This window comes from Pantoea sp. BS_8 (assembly GCF_041954965.1).
Lineage (GTDB): Bacteria > Pseudomonadota > Gammaproteobacteria > Enterobacterales > Enterobacteriaceae > Pantoea > Pantoea stewartii.
This window is the reverse complement of record NZ_JAVAXU010000002.1, coordinates 277,865-294,387: the sequence shown is the minus strand read 5'-3', so window position 1 is coordinate 294,387 and position 16,523 is coordinate 277,865. Positions and strand designations below refer to the sequence as shown.

General features: G+C 53.7%; 18 protein-coding genes. 12 read left to right on the top strand and 6 right to left on the bottom strand.

The genetic code is table 11. The features are described from left to right. Positions 1-169: 169 nt before the first annotated feature. A complete protein-coding gene (locus RAC65_RS06790) occupies positions 170-1,372 on the top strand; it encodes a serine hydrolase (RefSeq protein ID WP_375096530.1) in 1,203 nt (400 codons plus the stop codon). 91 nt (positions 1,373-1,463) lie between these two features. On the opposite strand, the gene ybjG is transcribed toward RAC65_RS06790, so the two are convergent. After that, the gene (gene ybjG, locus RAC65_RS06785) at positions 1,464-2,069 is read right to left on the bottom strand and encodes an undecaprenyl-diphosphate phosphatase (RefSeq protein WP_033737669.1); all 606 of its coding nucleotides are present in this window, start codon (positions 2,067-2,069) and stop codon (positions 1,464-1,466) included. Positions 2,070-2,436: 367 nt separating this feature from the next. Beyond that, a complete protein-coding gene (locus RAC65_RS06780; protein ID WP_033737775.1) occupies positions 2,437-4,125 on the bottom strand; it encodes an aspartate:alanine antiporter in 1,689 nt (562 codons plus the stop codon). Between the two features lie 254 nt (positions 4,126-4,379). Here RAC65_RS06780 and ybjM point away from each other — a divergent pair, with 254 nt between their 5' ends. Continuing rightward, entirely contained in the window at positions 4,380-4,745 is a 366-nt protein-coding gene (gene ybjM / locus RAC65_RS06775; protein WP_039341385.1) for an inner membrane protein YbjM, read from the top strand. 105 nt (positions 4,746-4,850) lie between these two features. Here ybjM and RAC65_RS06770 read toward each other — a convergent pair whose 3' ends face one another. Further along, a complete protein-coding gene (locus tag RAC65_RS06770; RefSeq protein ID WP_033737667.1) occupies positions 4,851-5,114 on the bottom strand; it encodes a GrxA family glutaredoxin in 264 nt (87 codons plus the stop codon). A 236-nt stretch (positions 5,115-5,350) separates the two neighbouring features. Here RAC65_RS06770 and RAC65_RS06765 point away from each other — a divergent pair, with 236 nt between their 5' ends. From RAC65_RS06765 to rlmC, 10 genes are all read left to right on the top strand, one after another. Continuing rightward, the gene (locus RAC65_RS06765; protein WP_054687954.1) at positions 5,351-5,605 is read left to right on the top strand and encodes a DUF1418 family protein; all 255 of its coding nucleotides are present in this window, start codon (positions 5,351-5,353) and stop codon (positions 5,603-5,605) included. Positions 5,606-5,621: 16 nt separating this feature from the next. Then, entirely contained in the window at positions 5,622-6,344 is a 723-nt protein-coding gene (nfsA, locus tag RAC65_RS06760) for an oxygen-insensitive NADPH nitroreductase (protein WP_033737665.1), read from the top strand. Positions 6,345-6,366: 22 nt separating this feature from the next. After that, positions 6,367-7,269 carry a 30S ribosomal protein S6--L-glutamate ligase gene (gene rimK / locus RAC65_RS06755; protein ID WP_033737664.1) on the top strand — a complete coding sequence of 301 codons (903 nt, stop codon included), beginning with the start codon at positions 6,367-6,369 and terminating at the stop codon, positions 7,267-7,269. 86 nt (positions 7,270-7,355) lie between these two features. Further along, positions 7,356-7,835, top strand: coding sequence for a YbjN domain-containing protein (locus RAC65_RS06750; protein ID WP_033737663.1), 480 nt, complete (start codon positions 7,356-7,358; stop codon positions 7,833-7,835). A gap of 489 nt (positions 7,836-8,324) precedes the next feature. Beyond that, positions 8,325-9,434, top strand: a complete 1,110-nt coding sequence (potF, locus tag RAC65_RS06745) for a spermidine/putrescine ABC transporter substrate-binding protein PotF (RefSeq protein ID WP_375096529.1) — start codon at positions 8,325-8,327, stop codon at positions 9,432-9,434. 110 nt (positions 9,435-9,544) lie between these two features. Next, positions 9,545-10,678 (top strand): putrescine ABC transporter ATP-binding subunit PotG, encoded by a 1,134-nt coding sequence (gene potG / locus RAC65_RS06740; RefSeq protein WP_375096528.1) that lies wholly within the window; start codon positions 9,545-9,547, stop codon positions 10,676-10,678. A 9-nt stretch (positions 10,679-10,687) separates the two neighbouring features. Continuing rightward, entirely contained in the window at positions 10,688-11,650 is a 963-nt protein-coding gene (gene potH / locus RAC65_RS06735) for a putrescine ABC transporter permease PotH (protein WP_039341374.1), read from the top strand. Beyond that, positions 11,647-12,492, top strand: coding sequence for a putrescine ABC transporter permease PotI (potI, locus tag RAC65_RS06730; protein ID WP_375096527.1), 846 nt, complete (start codon positions 11,647-11,649; stop codon positions 12,490-12,492). Before potH ends, potI begins: the two co-directional genes overlap by 4 nt. 73 nt (positions 12,493-12,565) lie before the next feature. Next, on the top strand, positions 12,566-13,033 hold the full coding sequence (locus RAC65_RS06725) for a YbjO family protein (protein ID WP_033737659.1): 468 nt from the start codon (positions 12,566-12,568) through the stop codon (positions 13,031-13,033). A 48-nt stretch (positions 13,034-13,081) separates the two neighbouring features. Continuing rightward, positions 13,082-14,227, top strand: coding sequence for a 23S rRNA (uracil(747)-C(5))-methyltransferase RlmC (rlmC, locus tag RAC65_RS06720; protein ID WP_033737658.1), 1,146 nt, complete (start codon positions 13,082-13,084; stop codon positions 14,225-14,227). 60 nt (positions 14,228-14,287) lie between these two features. On the opposite strand, the gene RAC65_RS06715 is transcribed toward rlmC, so the two are convergent. From RAC65_RS06715 to artQ, 3 genes are all read right to left on the bottom strand, one after another. Then, complete coding sequence (locus RAC65_RS06715) at positions 14,288-15,019, bottom strand: arginine ABC transporter substrate-binding protein (RefSeq protein ID WP_033737657.1); 732 nt, start codon at positions 15,017-15,019, stop codon at positions 14,288-14,290. Between the two features lie 117 nt (positions 15,020-15,136). After that, positions 15,137-15,805 carry an arginine ABC transporter permease ArtM gene (artM, locus tag RAC65_RS06710; protein ID WP_058707612.1) on the bottom strand — a complete coding sequence of 223 codons (669 nt, stop codon included), beginning with the start codon at positions 15,803-15,805 and terminating at the stop codon, positions 15,137-15,139. Then, the gene (artQ, locus tag RAC65_RS06705) at positions 15,805-16,521 is read right to left on the bottom strand and encodes an arginine ABC transporter permease ArtQ (RefSeq protein WP_033737656.1); all 717 of its coding nucleotides are present in this window, start codon (positions 16,519-16,521) and stop codon (positions 15,805-15,807) included. The genes artM and artQ overlap by 1 nt, the downstream gene beginning before the upstream one ends. Positions 16,522-16,523: the final 2 nt, after the last annotated feature.

Here is a 16,523-nt window from a genome sequence, read left to right as displayed (position 1 = left end):
GTTGCCGGAAAATGGCACGCGCGCGACGGTCATGCCAGGGTTAATCTACTAAAATCTATAAAACTTTACGATTAAGCGGTTTTTTTCAGTCACGCCAGCGGGTAGCGTTCTGACAGAGGGTTTCACGCCTTTGACTTTCCGTTTTAACAAGGACAATCCGGTCAAGCTCATGACAAAAACTAGCTTCTCATCTCACCTGCGGCGCGTCGCTGCCACCTCTTTGCTACTGATTGCACCGATAACTGTATTGGCAGTACAGGCACCGGATGCTCCTCAAATTGATGCCAAAGCCTGGATCTTAATCGACTATGCCAGCGGCAAGGTCCTGACCGAGTCCAATGCGGACCAGCGGCTTGATCCAGCCAGCCTGACGAAAATGATGACCAGCTATGTGGTTGGGCAGGCAATTAAAGCCGGCAAAATTAAGCCTGATGACATGGTGACCGTAGGACAGGATGCCTGGGCGACCGGCAACCCCAAACTGCGCGGATCATCGCTGATGTTTCTTAAACCGGGCGATCGTATTCCGGTGCATGAGCTGAATAAAGGCATTGTGATCCAGTCAGGCAATGATGCCTGTATCGCGCTGGCCGACTATGTGGCGGGCAGTCAGGACGCGTTTATCGGGCTGATGAATAACTACGTTAAAGCGCTGGGGCTGACCAATACACATTTCATGACGGTACACGGTCTGGATGCGGAAGGGCAGTACAGCACCGCACGGGATATGGCGCTGCTTGGTCAGGCGTTGATCCGCGACGTGCCGGAAGAGTACGCACTGAATAAAGAGAAAGAGTTCACCTTCAATCATATTCGCCAGATGAACCGCAACCGTCTGCTCTGGAGCACCAACCTTCACGTTGACGGCATCAAGACGGGCCATACGTCAGGCGCAGGTAATAATCTGGTCGCCTCGGCAACCGAGGGCGATATGCGACTGATTTCGGTGGTGCTGGGCACCGCCAGCGATGCCATTCGCTTCCGCGAAAGCGAAAAGCTGCTGACGTGGGGTTTCCGCTTCTTCGAAACGGTTACGCCAGTAAAAGCGGATGCCCCGTTCGCCCAGCAGCGCGTCTGGTTTGGTGATCAGAGTCAGGTCAGTCTGGGCGTGGCGAAGGATGCCGCGCTGACCATTCCAAAAGGTCAGATGAAAAACCTGAAAGCCAGCTATACGCTGTCATCGCCCCAGTTAGAAGCGCCGCTCAAGAAGAATCAGGTCGTCGGCACCATTAATTTCCAATTGGATGGCAAAACCATTGAACAGCGGCCACTGGTCGTGCTGCAGGATGTACAGGAGGGCGGCTTCTTCAGCCGGATGATCGATTTTGTGATGATGAAGTTCAACGGCTGGTTCGGGAAGTGGTTCAGCTAACAATCAGGGACGCGATGGCGTCCCTTTTTTACGGCAGGCGGCCCGTTCGGCCCTGAAATCCACGTACGTTTGCGCCGACATCAGCAAAAGATTAACTCTGCGTCCAGCCTTTACGAATCGGTAGCGCAAACAGCAGTCGGTAAGCGGGGTTAAGAACATTCAACAGGCGTTCACCATAAAGCTGCCAGGCAAGATGCGACGCCAGACAACCCAGCATACCTACCAGCAAGCCGCCCAGCATATCCATTGGCCAGTGCACGCCCAAATAAATACGTGACCAGGCGATTGCGGTACCTACGACCATCAGGATGACGCCTGACCAGAGGCGGTGCCAGAAGAGAAAGGCCAGCGCAAAAGTAAAAATGGTGGTGCCATGATCGCTCGGATACGAGTCGTCAGGTGCGTGATGAAGAAACTGATAACCGAAACCAATGGCGAAAGGCCGCGGATGCGGTAACAGTTGACCAACGCACCAGGATATCGCCAGTGCGTAAAGCAGCGCGATGCCGGTTTTCAGCACCAGCACACGCTGTGACGCAACCTGATCGCGCGGGCCCCATAACCACAACGCCACAATCAAAAGTGGCACGATGGCAATGACGTCTCTGGCAATAAACGTGGCAAGCTGCAGTAACCAGTGAGGTGAGTCGGGCGTCGCGTTAATCGCCGTGAACAGGGTACGGTTTAATTCTTCCATTACGTGAACGGTTCCTCGTTTTACTGATGTTCAGATTTTCTCAATCCAAAAAAAGCCTGACAAGCAGGTCAAACCGGATGGAGTCTGTCGCATCTGCCAGCACACATTGCTAACAAATTAAGTCAGCTATCCTGAATCCAGATGCCCGGCGAGTCCATCACAAGGTTCTTAATCTGCACAGAGGTTGCAACGCGGTTTAACTTTTATGACTTTTTTGTGTTAAATAGGACGGGAGAAAAGCAGGCATAAAAAAACCCGCCGGGAAAAAGACCAGCGGGCTCCACAATTTGGGGATTTCAAAGAAAAGCAGTGGCACTTATTCAGACTGTGATCAAAATAAAAAGTTCTGGACGTCAGTAAAAAAATTTTATAAGGGCAATAACGGCCAGATAATGACGATTAGCGTGCCGGCCAGCGTCAGCAGGACGTTGGCAATAGCATAGGTGCCAGCATAGCCTAAAGCCGGAATATTGCTGCGCGCGGTATCACTGATAATTTCCATGGCTGGCGCGCAGGTGCGGGCACCCATAATCGCCCCAAACAGCAGTGCCCGGTTCATGCGCAGTATATAGGCACCAAACAGGTAGCAAATCACCACCGGCAGCAGGCTGACCAGCAGGCCGCACAACAGCATCAGCGCCCCGTTACTGGAAATACCGTGATCGATTCCACTGCCTGCACTCAGGCCAACCCCTGCCATAAACACCATCAGACCAAACTCTTTGACCATCGTCAGCGCACCCTGCGGAATATAGCCAAAGGTAGGATGGTTAGCCCGCAGGAAGCCCAGCATGATACCGGCAAATAACAGCCCGGCCGCGTTACCGATGCCAAAACTGAAGTTGCTGAACTGGAACGTGATCAGGCCTGTCATCAGGCCGATGATAAAAAAGGCGCAGAAAGCCAGTAAGTCGGTCATCTGGCTGTGAATAGCAATAAAGCCGATGCGATCGGCGACGCTTTTCACCCGGCGGGCTTCCCCGCTGACCTGCAACACATCGCCTTTGTTCAGCATAATATTGTCGTCGATAGGCATTTCTATCTGACTGCGAATGACGCGGTTTAAAAAGCAGCCGTGATCGGTCAGGTTAAGTTTGCTCAGCCGCTTGTTCACGGCATTGTGATTTTTAACCACAATCTCCTCGGTCACGATTCGCATATCGAGCAAATCGCGATCAAAGACTTCTTTCCCGTTGCGGAAACTGGGATCCAGGCGCGCGTGCGCATCCGGGTAGCCCACCAGCGAAATGTCATCGCCCAGCTGGAGCACAGCATCGCCATCGGGGCTGGCGAGAATACCGTTGCGTCGGATACGTTCGATATAGCAGCCCGTCTGGCGATAGATGCCCAGCTCGCGCAGATTCTTACCGCCGCTCCATTCCACCAGCTCCGGGCCCACGCGATAGGCGCGGATAACGGGCAGAAAAACCTTACGCTGACTGTCGGCATCAAGACCGCGCTCACGCGCAATCTGTTGAGCACAGGTGGACAGATCCTGATGCTGCAGACGTGGCAGATAACGTGCACCGAAAATCAGGCTGACCAGCCCTACCAGATAGGTAACCGCATAGCCCAGACTGAGTTGATCCTGCATGATGCCTAACTGCCTGGGGTCGCTAATGCTCTGACGCAGCGTATCGCCCGCGCCCACCAGGACTGGCGTCGACGTCATCGAACCCGCCAGAACACCGGCGGTGAGACCGATGTCCCAGCCGAAAAGCTTGCCAAAGCCCAGCGCCAGCAGCAGAGCACTGGCGACCATGACAATGGCCAGCATGAAATAATTTTTCCCGTCCCGAAAGAAAATAGAGAAAAAGTTAGGGCCGGCTTCAATGCCGACACAAAAAATAAACAGCATAAAGCCCAGGCTCAGGGCATCGGTATTCATCGAGAAGTGTTGCTGGCCTAATAATAACGAAACGACTAATACGCCAATGGAATTTCCGAGCTGGACGGAGCCAAACCGTAATTTTCCTAAGCAAAGTCCCAACGCCAGTACGAAAAATAATAACAAAATGTCATTACTTCTTAACAATTCTGCGATGTTAACATTCAACATTTTAACTTCTTGTTTACGTGTAACGTATTGAAGAGTGGTCTGTTTTTCGCTATCTTGTCCAGACCGTAAGCGTGCCGTTACGTCATCCATAATGACTGCGCGGATAACGCGGGTAATATTCTAATCAGAAAATACTTTCTCAGCCATTGGCGACTTTCATTCGTACACAAAACGACTGTTTATTTTTATTTCCACCAGGCTCATCAAGGTCAAAAGCGATGTTTTGGCGTGTTTTAAATGAGTGGGGAGTTATGCCGCAGCGTTATTATTTTTGGGCGACCTGTCTGTCAGGAGGTCTGCTTTATTGTCTGGTGTTTATTTTTGCCCAGGATTTTTGTGCCCTGGATAAACATGCGTTGCACAGTCAGCCTGCATTATTGCTTTTTTTACTGCCGGGTGGATTGATGGCGTTTATGCAGCACTCGGCACCGCTGAAAAGTACGTTGATCATGGCCTCTGTTGGCACCTTGCTGGCGGCGCTGTTGCTGCACGGTATTTTCGCTGTGCCGGCACGCTGGGACTATATTATGGTCTGGAGCCTGAGCGGGATGTTCTGGGCAGGATGCGGCGCATTGCTGGTCAGACTGATGAAGCTGATTGTGGCAATCAGACAGTAAGGCCGGAACGGCCTGCATCAGAGACCCGGCACTCTGCGAACGGTATCTGATACAGGCAACGAAGAACTCACCCGTGAGGTCAGCGCGCTGACCGGGTGAGCGAAATCAGGCCACGAAGCCCAGATTCTCTTTCGTCCATGCGGCAAACTCGGTATAACCACCAATATGCTGCTCATCCAGGAAAATTTGCGGCACGGTGCTGACCGGTTTCCCCGCACTGGCCTCTAAATCCGCTTTAGTAATGCCTTCCGCCTGAATATCTACGTATTGATAGTTGAAATCATCACGCTCAGCTTGCAGTTTATCAGCCAGTTCTTTTGCGCGAACGCAGTACGGGCAGCCGGGACGACCAAAAATAACAGCAATCATCGAAAACTCCTTGCAAGGGACGTCGTGTGAGTGACACGGAATCACGTCAGAAAAGCCGCTTATGATGCCCGCTCGTTGCGCTTAAAGAAAGCAGGAATTACCTGTTAGTCTAATGCCCGTCCCCGATGAATCCGTCGCACGTCGGCAGAGCGGAACAATCCCGACACCTCTGATGTGCAAATTTGCGGATGTTAACCATAATTGGGGGGCGATTGGCCTTGAGGCAGGAGAAACGCATGCAAAACGTCGCTAAATTGCCGAAAGCACTGCTGGTGATGGAAGCGCTGGGTGGGTTACTGATTGCCAGTGCATTGCTGGTTGTGAATCACTGGTTCCCTGGCCTGCCGGGCCGCCTGGCTACACCCGGGCTGGCTACCGCGCTGTTTATCATCGGCATTCTGCTAATGTTGCCTGCCGCCTGGCTCCTGATGTGGCGCAGTGCGAAAGCGCTTGCGCCGCAGTTGTTCAACCTTTCCGACAAAAAAAGATAAATCAGCTGGAGACTTTATGACACCGACAATCGATTTACTGTGCAGCCACCGTTCAATTCGCGCGTTCACTGACCAGCCGGTAAGCGCTGAACAGCGCGAAGCGATTATTGCTGCGGCGCAATCGGCGTCCACGTCCAGCTTTTTGCAGTGCTCATCCATCATCCGTATCACCGATCCGGCCATGCGTGAGCAGCTGGTGACATTAACAGGCGGACAGACATGGGTAGGGGAAGCCGCTGAGTTTTGGGTATTTTGTGCTGACTTTAATCGTCATCTGCAAATTTGCCCCGATGCGCAGCTGGGCCGCGCAGAACAACTGCTGCTGGGCTGTGTCGATACGGCGCTGATGGCGCAAAATGCCATGGTTGCAGCAGAGTCGCTGGGGTTGGGCGGCGTATTTATTGGTGGCATCCGTAACAATATCGCTCAGGTAACAGAACTGCTGGGGCTGCCAAAATTTGTCCTGCCGCTGTTTGGTTTTTGTCTGGGCTATCCCGAATCGGTGCCGGATGTGAAGCCGCGTATTCCCCAGGCCATGTTAGTGCATGAAAATCGCTATCAACCAGTGGATCCGGCCGTGCTGGCTGATTACGATAACCGGACGGCGATCTATTACGAACAACGCGACAGCAACCAGCGCAGCGAAACCTGGAGTCAGTTGATTCAGCGCCTGATTATTAAAGAAACGCGCCCGTTTATGCTGGACTACCTGCATCAGCAGGGCTGGGCAACACGCTAATTCAACCCAAGGATTTTAATTGATGAAAATGGCTATTCTGTCGCGCGATGGATCGCTCTATTCCTGCCGCCGTTTACGTGAAGTCGCCGAACAGCGTGGTCATTTTGTACAAATCATTGATCCTCTTTCCTGCTACATGAACATCAATTCTGCCTCGCCCGGTATCCATTACCGTGGCGAGTTGCTGGGTCACTTCGATGCCGTGATTCCCCGTATCGGTACCGGAATCACCTTCTATGGCACGGCGGTGCTGCGCCAGTTTGAGATGTGCGGCAGCTATCCACTCAATGAGTCCGCTGCGGTCACGCGTGCCCGGGACAAACTGCGTTCCCTGCAACTGCTCGCCCGTGATGGCATCGACATGCCGGTGACCGGGTTCGCCTCGTCGCCCGATGATACACAGGACCTGATCGCCATGGTGGGCGGTGCGCCGCTGGTGGTAAAGCTCGTCGAGGGCACGCAGGGCATCGGCGTGGTTCTGGCGGAAACCCGCCAGGCGGCTGAAAGTGTCATCGATGCGTTTCGTGGACTGAATGCGCATATTTTGGTGCAGGAGTTTATTCAGGAAGCGCGCGGATGCGATGTACGCTGTCTGGTGATTGGCGACCGGGTCGTGGCGGCGATTGAGCGTCAGGCAAAAGAGGGCGATTTTCGTTCGAATTTGCACCGGGGCGGCAAAGCCCGCATCGTTGACATCAGTGAGCAGGAACGTCTGATGGCCGTTAAAGCGGCGGCGGTGTTGGGGCTGGATGTCGCGGGTGTAGATATTCTGCGTTCAAATCGCGGTCCACTGGTGATGGAAGTGAATGCCTCGCCCGGTCTGGAAGGTATTGAAACTACAAGTGGTCTTAACATTGCAGGTATGATGATCGATCATATTGAGCGGTACGCTACCCCCGGGCACCGTCCTAAAACCGCAGGTTGACCCGCGCTTTTCAGTGGTTTTCGTGGAAACTCACCACATTTTTCCGTAAGCTAAGTCGCTTATTTATCACCCCATGGGATTTTACAATGGATTCTCTTGTCGTTCCGGATATCGACCTGCTGCGTCGTTGGCTGGATCAGCAAAATATCACTTGGTTTGAATGTGATGCTTGTCAGGCGCTGCATTTGCCGCATATGCAAAACTTCGACGGGGTGTTTGACGCTAAAATCGACCTGGTAGACAACGTCATTCTGTTTTCAGCACTGGCGGAAGTGAAGCCGACGGCGTTAATTCCGCTGGTGGGTGACCTGTCGCAAATTAACGCCAGTTCGTTAACGGTGAAAGCGTTTATCGATATTCAGGATGACAATCTGCCGAAGCTGATTGTGTGCCAGTCGATGATGATCACAGCCGGATTAACCTTCGGCCAGTTTTCGCATTTCATGAAGCAGAGCGAAGAAGAAATTTCCATGGTCATCATGGAAGCCTTCGCCAACAACCTGCTGATGATGGGTGAAGATGAAGAGCATGTTGCCACCAGCAGCATGCATTCCGTTCTTCACTGATCCTCACCGCCGTGATTAAGCCGTCTGCCAGGACGGCTTTTTTATGCCTGTCACGCTGCCTGTCCCTGGCACAGGCTTTCCTGCCGCACACGTCATAAGCGTTTTTTCCTTCAGCGTCAAATATTCTCAATGTTATCAATTGTGAAGGAGGTAGATTATTTTGTAACCGTAATGTTTTATTCTGCATTAAGCCCTTAATTGCCAGATTTATGACGTTCTTTATGCCGTAAAAGCCGAACCTCATAGCTTAAACATGCATAAAATATTACGTTCAGGCGTTTTTTACGCTGAGGTATGGTTAACCCCGAACGGGGCGGCTATGCTTGCGGTGCGGCACTAACCGCAGGAATACCGTGCTGGTATAGGTTTTTACTATTAAACGTCCACTGAATAATGATTCATTGTGTCACTGATTTTTAAATCATAAAAACGCAATGTCGGATCACTGATGTGCAGCGTTGTTATAACCCGCTCAGGAGGATTAAAAACATGTTCAACCAACGTAAAAAATGGTTGTCAGGTGTGGTTGCTGGGGTGCTGATGGCTGCTTCAGCCAGTACCATGGCGGAAGATAAAACGCTGCACGTTTATAACTGGTCGGATTATATTTCGCCCGATACCGTGCCGAACTTTGAAAAGCAGACCGGTATTAAAGTGGTTTATGACGTGTTTGATTCCAACGAAGTGCTGGAAGGCAAAATGATGGCCGGCAGCACCGGCTACGATGTGGTGGTGCCTTCGTCCAGCTTCCTGGCGCGTCAGCTGCAGTCTGGCGTGTTCCAGCCGCTGGATAAAAGCAAACTGCCCAATTATAAAAATCTTGATCCGGCGTTGATGGAGAAGGTTGCCCAGCACGATCCGGGTAATAAATATGCCATTCCGTATTTGTGGGGCACCACTGGCATTGGCTACAACGTTGAAAAAGTCAAAGCCGCACTGGGTGCGGATGCGCCGGTCAACAGCTGGGATCTGGTGCTGAAACCTGAGAACCTGGAAAAACTGAAAAGCTGTGGCGTCTCGTTCCTGGATGCACCTGAAGAAATTTTCGCGACCGTGCTGAACTACCTCGGCAAAGATCCGAACAGCAGCGATCCTAAGGATTATTCCGGTGCCGCGACCGATCTGCTGCTGAAGCTGCGTCCAAATATTCGTTACTTCCACTCGTCGCAATACATTAACGATCTGGCCAACGGCAACATCTGTGTGGCGATCGGCTGGTCCGGCGATATTCTTCAGGCAAAAAATCGCGCAGAAAAAGCGAAGAACGGCGTCAATATCGGCTACAGCGTACCGAAAGAGGGCGCACTGGCGTTCTTTGATATGATGGCGATTCCTAAAGATGCCAAAGATGTGGACGCGGCTTACACCTGGCTGAACTACATCATGGATCCGAAAGTCATCGCTGACGTGTCCAACAAAATGAATTATGCCAACGGCAATAAAGCGTCTCTGCCGCTGATTAATGCCGATATCCGCAACAATCCGGGCATTTACCCTACGCCGGATGCCATGGCCAAATTGTTTGTACTGAAGGTACAGGATCCGAAACTGGATCGTGTGCGCACGCGTGCATGGACTAAGGTTAAAAGCGGTAAGTAACGAAACGGCATGTCCTGCTACAGCAACAGAGGCGCAGTCCCGGCCTCTGTTGTGCCATTTTTAGCGGCACTGTTTGCCGCGTTGTTCCGCCTGGCTCCGGAGAGATATGAGTGAACGATGCCATCCCACGCCCGCAGACTAAAACGGCAAAAGCGTTAACGCCGTTACTGGAAATTCGTAATCTGACAAAATCCTTTGACGGCCAGCATGCCGTGGACGATGTCAGCCTGACTATTTATAAAGGCGAAATTTTTGCCCTGCTCGGCGCATCCGGCTGTGGTAAATCGACCTTACTCCGCATGCTGGCAGGCTTTGAACAGCCCACCCGCGGGCAGATTGTGCTGGATGGACACGATCTGTCGCATGTCGCGCCCTATCAGCGTCCTATTAATATGATGTTTCAGAGTTACGCGCTGTTTCCCCACATGACGGTGGAGCAGAACATTGCGTTCGGGCTGAAACAGGACAAGCTGGCTAAAGGCGAAATTACCAGCCGTGTCGAAGAAATGTTATCGCTGGTACATATGCAGGAGTTTGCTAAGCGCAAACCTCATCAACTTTCGGGCGGTCAGCGTCAGCGCGTGGCGCTGGCGCGCAGCCTGGCAAAACGGCCAAAACTGCTGCTGCTGGATGAGCCAATGGGCGCGCTCGATAAAAAGCTGCGCGATCGGATGCAGCTGGAAGTGGTGGATATCCTGGAACGGGTGGGGGCAACCTGCGTGATGGTGACGCATGATCAGGAAGAAGCCATGACGATGGCGGGGCGCATCGCTATCATGAACCGGGGCAAATTTGTGCAGATCGGCGAGCCGGAGGAGATTTATGAGCATCCGACCAGCCGCTACAGCGCGGAATTTATCGGTTCGGTCAATGTGTTTGAAGGTCTGCTGCGTGAGCGTCAGGCAGATGGCCTGGTGATTGACAGCCCGGGCCTGAAACATCCGCTTAAAGTCGATTCGGACGTGTCGGTGGTCGATAACGTGCCGGTACATGTTGCGCTGCGCCCGGAAAAAGTGATGCTGTGCGAAACGGTGCCGGCGGATGGCTGTAACTTTGCCGTCGGTGAAGTGGTCCATATTGCCTACCTGGGCGATCTGTCCATTTATCACGTGCGCCTGCACAGCGGTCAGATGCTGAGCGCCCAGTTGCAAAATGAACATCGCTACCGCAAAGGGCTACCGACATGGGGCGATGAAGTCCGCCTGTGCTGGGACAGCGACAGCTGCGTGGTGTTGACGGTTTAAGGAGGCGGGATGAGCCAGATTTTTCAACGCACTAAAGCCCCTGCCAAACTGCTGGGCACGCCGCTGCAGCGCTGGGCAACGCGCGTCAAAATGCAGCACGGGCGCAAGCTGGTCATTGCCTTACCTTACATATGGCTGACGCTGTTCTTTCTGCTGCCTTTCCTGATCGTGCTTAAGATCAGTTTTGCCGACATTGCGCGCGCCATTCCGCCCTATACCGAACTGGTTAACTGGGCTGACGATCAGCTGAGCCTGGTGCTCAATCTGGGCAACTACGTCACGCTCAGCGACGATCCGCTCTACATTGACGCCTATCTGCAGTCATTAAAAGTGGCCGCTATCTCGACGGTGATTTGCCTGCTGATAGGTTATCCGCTGGCGTGGGCGGTCGCGCACAGTAAGCCTTCAATGCGATCCATCCTGCTGCTGCTGGTGATTCTGCCCTCATGGACATCGTTTCTGGTGCGGGTTTATGCGTGGATGGGGCTGCTGAACAATAACGGTATTCTTAATCGTTTCCTGCTGTGGCTGGGGGTGATCGATCATCCGCTGATCATCCTGTATACCAACACGGCGGTGTACATTGGCATCGTCTACTGCTATCTGCCGTTTATGGTGCTGCCGATCTATACCGCGCTGACGCGCATTGATTATTCGCTGGTGGAAGCCTCGCTGGACCTGGGCGCGCGTCCGCTGAAAACCTTCTTTAGCGTGATTGTGCCGCTGACCAAAGGCGGCATCATTGCCGGATCCATGCTGGTGTTTATTCCGGCGGTCGGCGAGTACGTGATCCCTGAGCTGCTGGGCGGCCCGGACAGTATCATGATTGGCCGCATTCTGTGGCAGGAGTTCTTTAACAACCGTGACTGGCCGGTGGCGTCGGCACTGGCGGTGATCATCTTACTGATTTTGATTTTGCCGATTATCTGGTTCCACAAACACCAAAACCGCGAAATGGGAGAGAAGGGATGAACAATCTGCCAACGATCCGCTCTCCCTGGCGCACAGTCATCCTGGCCTGCTGCTTTTTATTTCTCTACGCGCCGATGCTGCTGCTGGTGGTTTACTCCTTCAACAGCTCGCAGCTGGTGACGGTGTGGGAAGGTTTCTCCTTCCACTGGTATAAGGTGTTGTTCCAGGACGATGCCATGATCGATGCGGTGGTGCTGAGCCTGACCATCGCCGCGCTTTCTGCCACCATGGCGGTGGTGCTGGGCACGATGGCGGCGGTAATTATCGTGCGCTTTGGGCGTTTTCGTGGGCATAACGGCTTTGCCTTTATGCTGACCGCACCGCTGGTGATGCCGGATGTGATTACCGGTCTGTCGCTGTTACTGCTCTTTGTGGGGCTCGGTAATGCGCTGGGCTGGCCAAGCGAACGCGGCACGCTGACCATCTGGCTGGCGCACGTGACCTTCTGTACAGCCTACGTGGCGGTGGTGATTAACTCGCGCCTGCGTGAGCTGGACCGTTCCATTGAAGAGGCGGCGATGGATCTGGGCGCAACGCCGTTGAAGGTGTTTTTCGTGATTACGGTGCCGATGATTGCACCCGCTATCGTCACCGGCTGGCTGCTGGCCTTTACCTTATCGCTGGACGATCTGGTGATTGCCAGCTTTGTCACCGGGCCGGGCGCGACAACGTTGCCGATGGCGATTTTTGCCACGGTGCGTCGTGGGGTCAATCCGGAGATTAACGCCCTGGCGTCACTCATCCTGTTTGTCGTGGGCATTGTCGGTTTTATCGCCTGGCGCGTGATGGCGCATGAAGAAAAACAGCGTTTAAGCGATATTCAGAAAGCTAAACGTGGCTGAAATGCCTGACGTTTGCCAATATAGATAAAGGCTGGTTTATCCAGCCTTTTTATCGCGTGGCGGAGTCGAGGACATGTCGGAAACCCTGAAGCACAGTTCTGTTTTACCGGATGCGCCGGTGCCCGTTACGGTGGCCGGCATCGCCATTATTGCCACGCGCTGCCTCAGCGTGCTGATGCTGGTGAACGCGCTGGGCTATACCGAAATCATCAACTTTCTCCATCGCAGTGCGCAGTCCTGGGATTCCACGTTGATTTTCATTGCCAGTCAGATCATTTTTTTATTTGAGCTGCGCTGTGCCTTTACCCTGATGCGCGGGAGCAATCGCGGGCGCTGGGGATTTGTCGTGGTGCAGATTGTGGTGTTGTGCTACATGCTGATGGCCTCCACGGGCGGGATCTATCCGGAAATTTTCAGTATTGACGGCGAAAGTAATCTGCAGATCATTCACCACACCTTGCAGCAAAAACTGCCCGACCTGGCGGTATTCCTGCTGTTGTTTCTGCCCGCCAGTAGCCGCGCATTTTTTCGCAAGCGGTGATACAATCGCGCTCCGCTCACCCTCCCGACAGGCAATACAGGCTTTACCATGCAATGCGCGCTCTATGACGCTAACCGCTGCCGCTCATGCCAGTGGCTCGAAAAACCCTATTCACAGCAGCTTGATGAAAAACAGTCTCTGCTGGCCCAACTGCTGGCTGATGTTCCGGTTGCAACCTGGCTGCCGCCGGTCGCCTCGGCCCAGGAAGGGTTTCGTAATAAAGCGAAGATGGTGGTCAGTGGAAGTGTAGAGCGGCCTGTTTTTGGCATCGTGCAGCGCAACGGCGAGGCCGTCGATCTGTCGGACTGTCCGCTTTACCCTGACCGTTTTTCACCAGTGCTGGCAACCTTAAAACCGTTTATCGCGCGCGCGGGGTTAACGCCATACAACATTGAACGCCAGCGCGGTGAGCTGAAGTATCTGCTGCTGACGGAAAGCACGCAGGGCGGCATGATGCTGCGCTTTGTTCTGCGCTCGCACACGAAGCTGGCACAACTGCGAGCTGCGCTGCCCTGGCTTCAGCAACAGCTGCCGCAACTGACGGTGATCTCCGCCAATATCCAGCCGGTTCATATGGCCATTCTGGAAGGGGAGGAGGAGATTCCGTTAACGCCGACCCAGTCGCTGGCAGAAACGTTCAATGGGGTGCCCTTGTGGATCCGCCCTCAGAGTTTTTTCCAGACCAATCCTCAGGTCGCCAGTGCGCTGTATGCCACGGCGCGCGACTGGGTCCGTGCGCTCCCGGTAACCAGCATGTGGGATCTGTTCTGCGGGGTGGGCGGATTTGGCCTGCATTGCGCGTCGCCGTCCCTGCAGCTTACCGGGATTGAAATCAGCGCCGAAGCGATTCGCTGTGCAGAACGCTCTGCCGCTATGCTGGGCCTGGATAATGTCAGTTTTGCCGCGCTGGATTCCACCGCGTTTGCATTGGGACGCGAAGCGGTGCCGCAGCTGGTGCTGGTCAATCCACCGCGTCGGGGGATTGGCCGTGAGTTGTGTGAGTATCTCCGTGCGATGGCACCGGATTATGTACTTTATTCAAGCTGTAATGCACAGACCATGGCGCAGGATATCGCCCGGCTCAGTGACTACAGGGTAACGCAGGTCCAGCTGTTTGATATGTTCCCGCACACCGCGCATTATGAGGTGCTGACGCTGTTGACGCATCAACGTCAGGGCGGGCCAGCCAGGTAAGCTGCTGAACTGAGGACAGTGCAGAACCGGTCAGCAGAGTACGCGGCTGGCCCATAAACCTTATTCAGGAAACCATTGCTGGTTGATTTTCTGCCAGGTGCCGTTGGCTTTAAGTGCCGCCAGTGCCTGGTTAAGTTTCTCACGCAGGCCGTCGTTACCTTTGCGTACCGCAATGCCTAAGCCGGTCCCAAAATAATCGGCGTCCGTCACATGCTCACCCACACTGGCCAGATCGCTGTTGGTTTTTAACCACTGATTGACCACCGCGCTGTCGCCAAACACGCCGTCAAGACGGCCGCTTTTCATATCCAGAATGGCATTCTGATAGCTGTCATAAGCCACCACCTTGATGTCCGGATGTTTGTCCTGTAGGTATTTCTGGTGCGTGGTGCCGTTTTCGACGCCTACGCGTTTACCGTTCAGGTCACTTATCGCGCTGAATTTGCCTTTCGGGGCAATCACAATCGCCGAGTTGGCATAATAAGGCTGGGTGAAATCGACCTGTTTGCTGCGCTCGGCCGTGATGTCCATGCCGGCAATGACGGCATCATATCGGCGAAACTTCAGCGAGGGGATCAGGCTGTCAAATGCCGTATTGGTAAACGAGCATTCCGCTTTCATCTGCTGGCAAAGGGCCTTTGCCAGATCAATATCAAAGCCGACAATCTGGTTGTCGCTGTTCAGCGATTCAAAAGGGGGATAGGTAGCAGAGGTGGCGAAACGAATTTTCTCAGCGGCCTGCGCGCTTACCGCCAGGCTTACCAGTACTGCAGCAATCATCCATTTTTTCATTACAGGCTCCCTGGCCATCAGTCACATAACATACAGCGGAGTAAGATGCCAGATAATGAATTTTTATGCAATAAATGTGACTGAAAAATTACTCAGGCAGGTTTCCCTGCCTGAAGATCAGTCGCGACGCTCGAAGGCCAGAGCGCGTTTTTCGATCAGGCGCATCAGAAGGGTAAGCAGGCCGTTAACGCACAGGTAAATCAGTCCCGCAGCCGCATAAACCGTGACATCGTAGGTCCGGCCATACAGTAACTGACCGTGTCCCATGACTTCCATCAGCGTAATCGTAAACGCCAGCGAGGTGCCCTTAAAGACCAACACGACTTCATTGGAGTAAGAGGAGAGTGCACGCTTAAACGCATAAGGCAGCAAAATGCGCAGGCTTTGTCTGGGCGTCATGCCCAGCGCCTCGCAGGACTGCCACTGACCGGCAGGTATCGCCCGCACCGCACCGTAAAACAGCTGCGTGGTATAGGCAGCACTGTTCAGCGACAACGCCAGCATGGCACACAACCAGGGTTGTGACAGCAGATGCCACAGCCACGGCAGTTTTTGCAGGCTGGGAAACTGACCGGGCCCGTAGTAGATCAGGAAAATCTGCACCAGCAGCGGGGTGCCGGTAAACAGCGTGATAAATCCTTTAATCAGGGGCGAAAACAGCGGTGTTTTCAGGGTCAGTGCAATGGTAAACATCAGCGACAGACACAGCGCGACCACCAGCGACGCCGCAGTCAGTGTCAGGCTGGTATGAAGCCCTTTCAACAGTTCGGGTAAATATTGCAGCATCAGCTGTTCCCCCGTTCAAAACGGGTTGTCCGGTGTTCAATACGACGCAGCACTGCCTGGCTAAACAGCGTAATCACCAGGTAAATGGCTGCCGCAATCAGGAACCAGGTAAAGGGCTCCTGCGTACGCGTAGCGATGCTTTTGGTTTGCAACATCAGGTCGTTAACGCTGATAAGCGACACCAGCGCAGTGTCCTTCAGCAAGACCAGCCACTGGTTACCCAGACCGGGCAGCGCATGACGCCACATCTGCGGCATGATGAGGCGGAAAAAGATCGCCGACCTCCTCATGCCCAGCGCCTGGCCCGATTCCCATTGACCGACCGGCACGGCTTTTAACGCACCGCGCAGCGTTTGTGACGCATAGGCGGCGTAAAGCATAGCCAGTGCAATTACGCCACACAGGAACGGGCTGACATCAAAATTTTCGATCTGCATCTTAACCGGTACGCTGAACAGACCGAAATGTAGCGTAAAACCGTCAGACAGCGTCAGGAGCAGTTGCGAGGCACCAAAGTAGATAAACAGCACCACCAGAATCTCTGGCAGGCCGCGAATCAGGGTGACCAGTGCGGTGCCTGCCCAGGCGAGCGGACGCAGCCGCATTGACTCCCAGCCAGCAAAAATCATCGCCAGCACAAGGCCAGCGATGAGGGCACAAACAGCAAGGCCGACGGTCATGCCGGCGGCGCTTGCAAGCGGAATTATTTCATTCATCA

Excerpts from the sequence above, each read along its gene's own strand:
- RAC65_RS06715 (WP_033737657.1), bottom strand. The coding sequence starts at position 15,019 with ATGAAAAAATGGATGATTGCTGCAGTACTGGTAAGCCTGGCGGTAAGC.
- potH (WP_039341374.1), top strand. The coding sequence starts at position 10,688 with ATGAGCCAGATTTTTCAACGCACTAAAGCCCCTGCCAAACTGCTGGGC.
- ybjM (WP_039341385.1), top strand. The coding sequence starts at position 4,380 with ATGCCGCAGCGTTATTATTTTTGGGCGACCTGTCTGTCAGGAGGTCTG.
- RAC65_RS06750 (WP_033737663.1), top strand. The coding sequence starts at position 7,356 with ATGGATTCTCTTGTCGTTCCGGATATCGACCTGCTGCGTCGTTGGCTG.
- artM (WP_058707612.1), bottom strand. The coding sequence starts at position 15,805 with ATGCTGCAATATTTACCCGAACTGTTGAAAGGGCTTCATACCAGCCTG.
- RAC65_RS06770 (WP_033737667.1), bottom strand. The coding sequence starts at position 5,114 with ATGATTGCTGTTATTTTTGGTCGTCCCGGCTGCCCGTACTGCGTTCGC.
- potI (WP_375096527.1), top strand. The coding sequence starts at position 11,647 with ATGAACAATCTGCCAACGATCCGCTCTCCCTGGCGCACAGTCATCCTG.
- rlmC (WP_033737658.1), top strand. The coding sequence starts at position 13,082 with ATGCAATGCGCGCTCTATGACGCTAACCGCTGCCGCTCATGCCAGTGG.
- artQ (WP_033737656.1), bottom strand. The coding sequence starts at position 16,521 with ATGAATGAAATAATTCCGCTTGCAAGCGCCGCCGGCATGACCGTCGGC.
- rimK (WP_033737664.1), top strand. The coding sequence starts at position 6,367 with ATGAAAATGGCTATTCTGTCGCGCGATGGATCGCTCTATTCCTGCCGC.
- potF (WP_375096529.1), top strand. The coding sequence starts at position 8,325 with ATGTTCAACCAACGTAAAAAATGGTTGTCAGGTGTGGTTGCTGGGGTG.
- ybjG (WP_033737669.1), bottom strand. The coding sequence starts at position 2,069 with ATGGAAGAATTAAACCGTACCCTGTTCACGGCGATTAACGCGACGCCC.
- nfsA (WP_033737665.1), top strand. The coding sequence starts at position 5,622 with ATGACACCGACAATCGATTTACTGTGCAGCCACCGTTCAATTCGCGCG.
- RAC65_RS06790 (WP_375096530.1), top strand. The coding sequence starts at position 170 with ATGACAAAAACTAGCTTCTCATCTCACCTGCGGCGCGTCGCTGCCACC.
- RAC65_RS06725 (WP_033737659.1), top strand. The coding sequence starts at position 12,566 with ATGTCGGAAACCCTGAAGCACAGTTCTGTTTTACCGGATGCGCCGGTG.
- RAC65_RS06765 (WP_054687954.1), top strand. The coding sequence starts at position 5,351 with ATGCAAAACGTCGCTAAATTGCCGAAAGCACTGCTGGTGATGGAAGCG.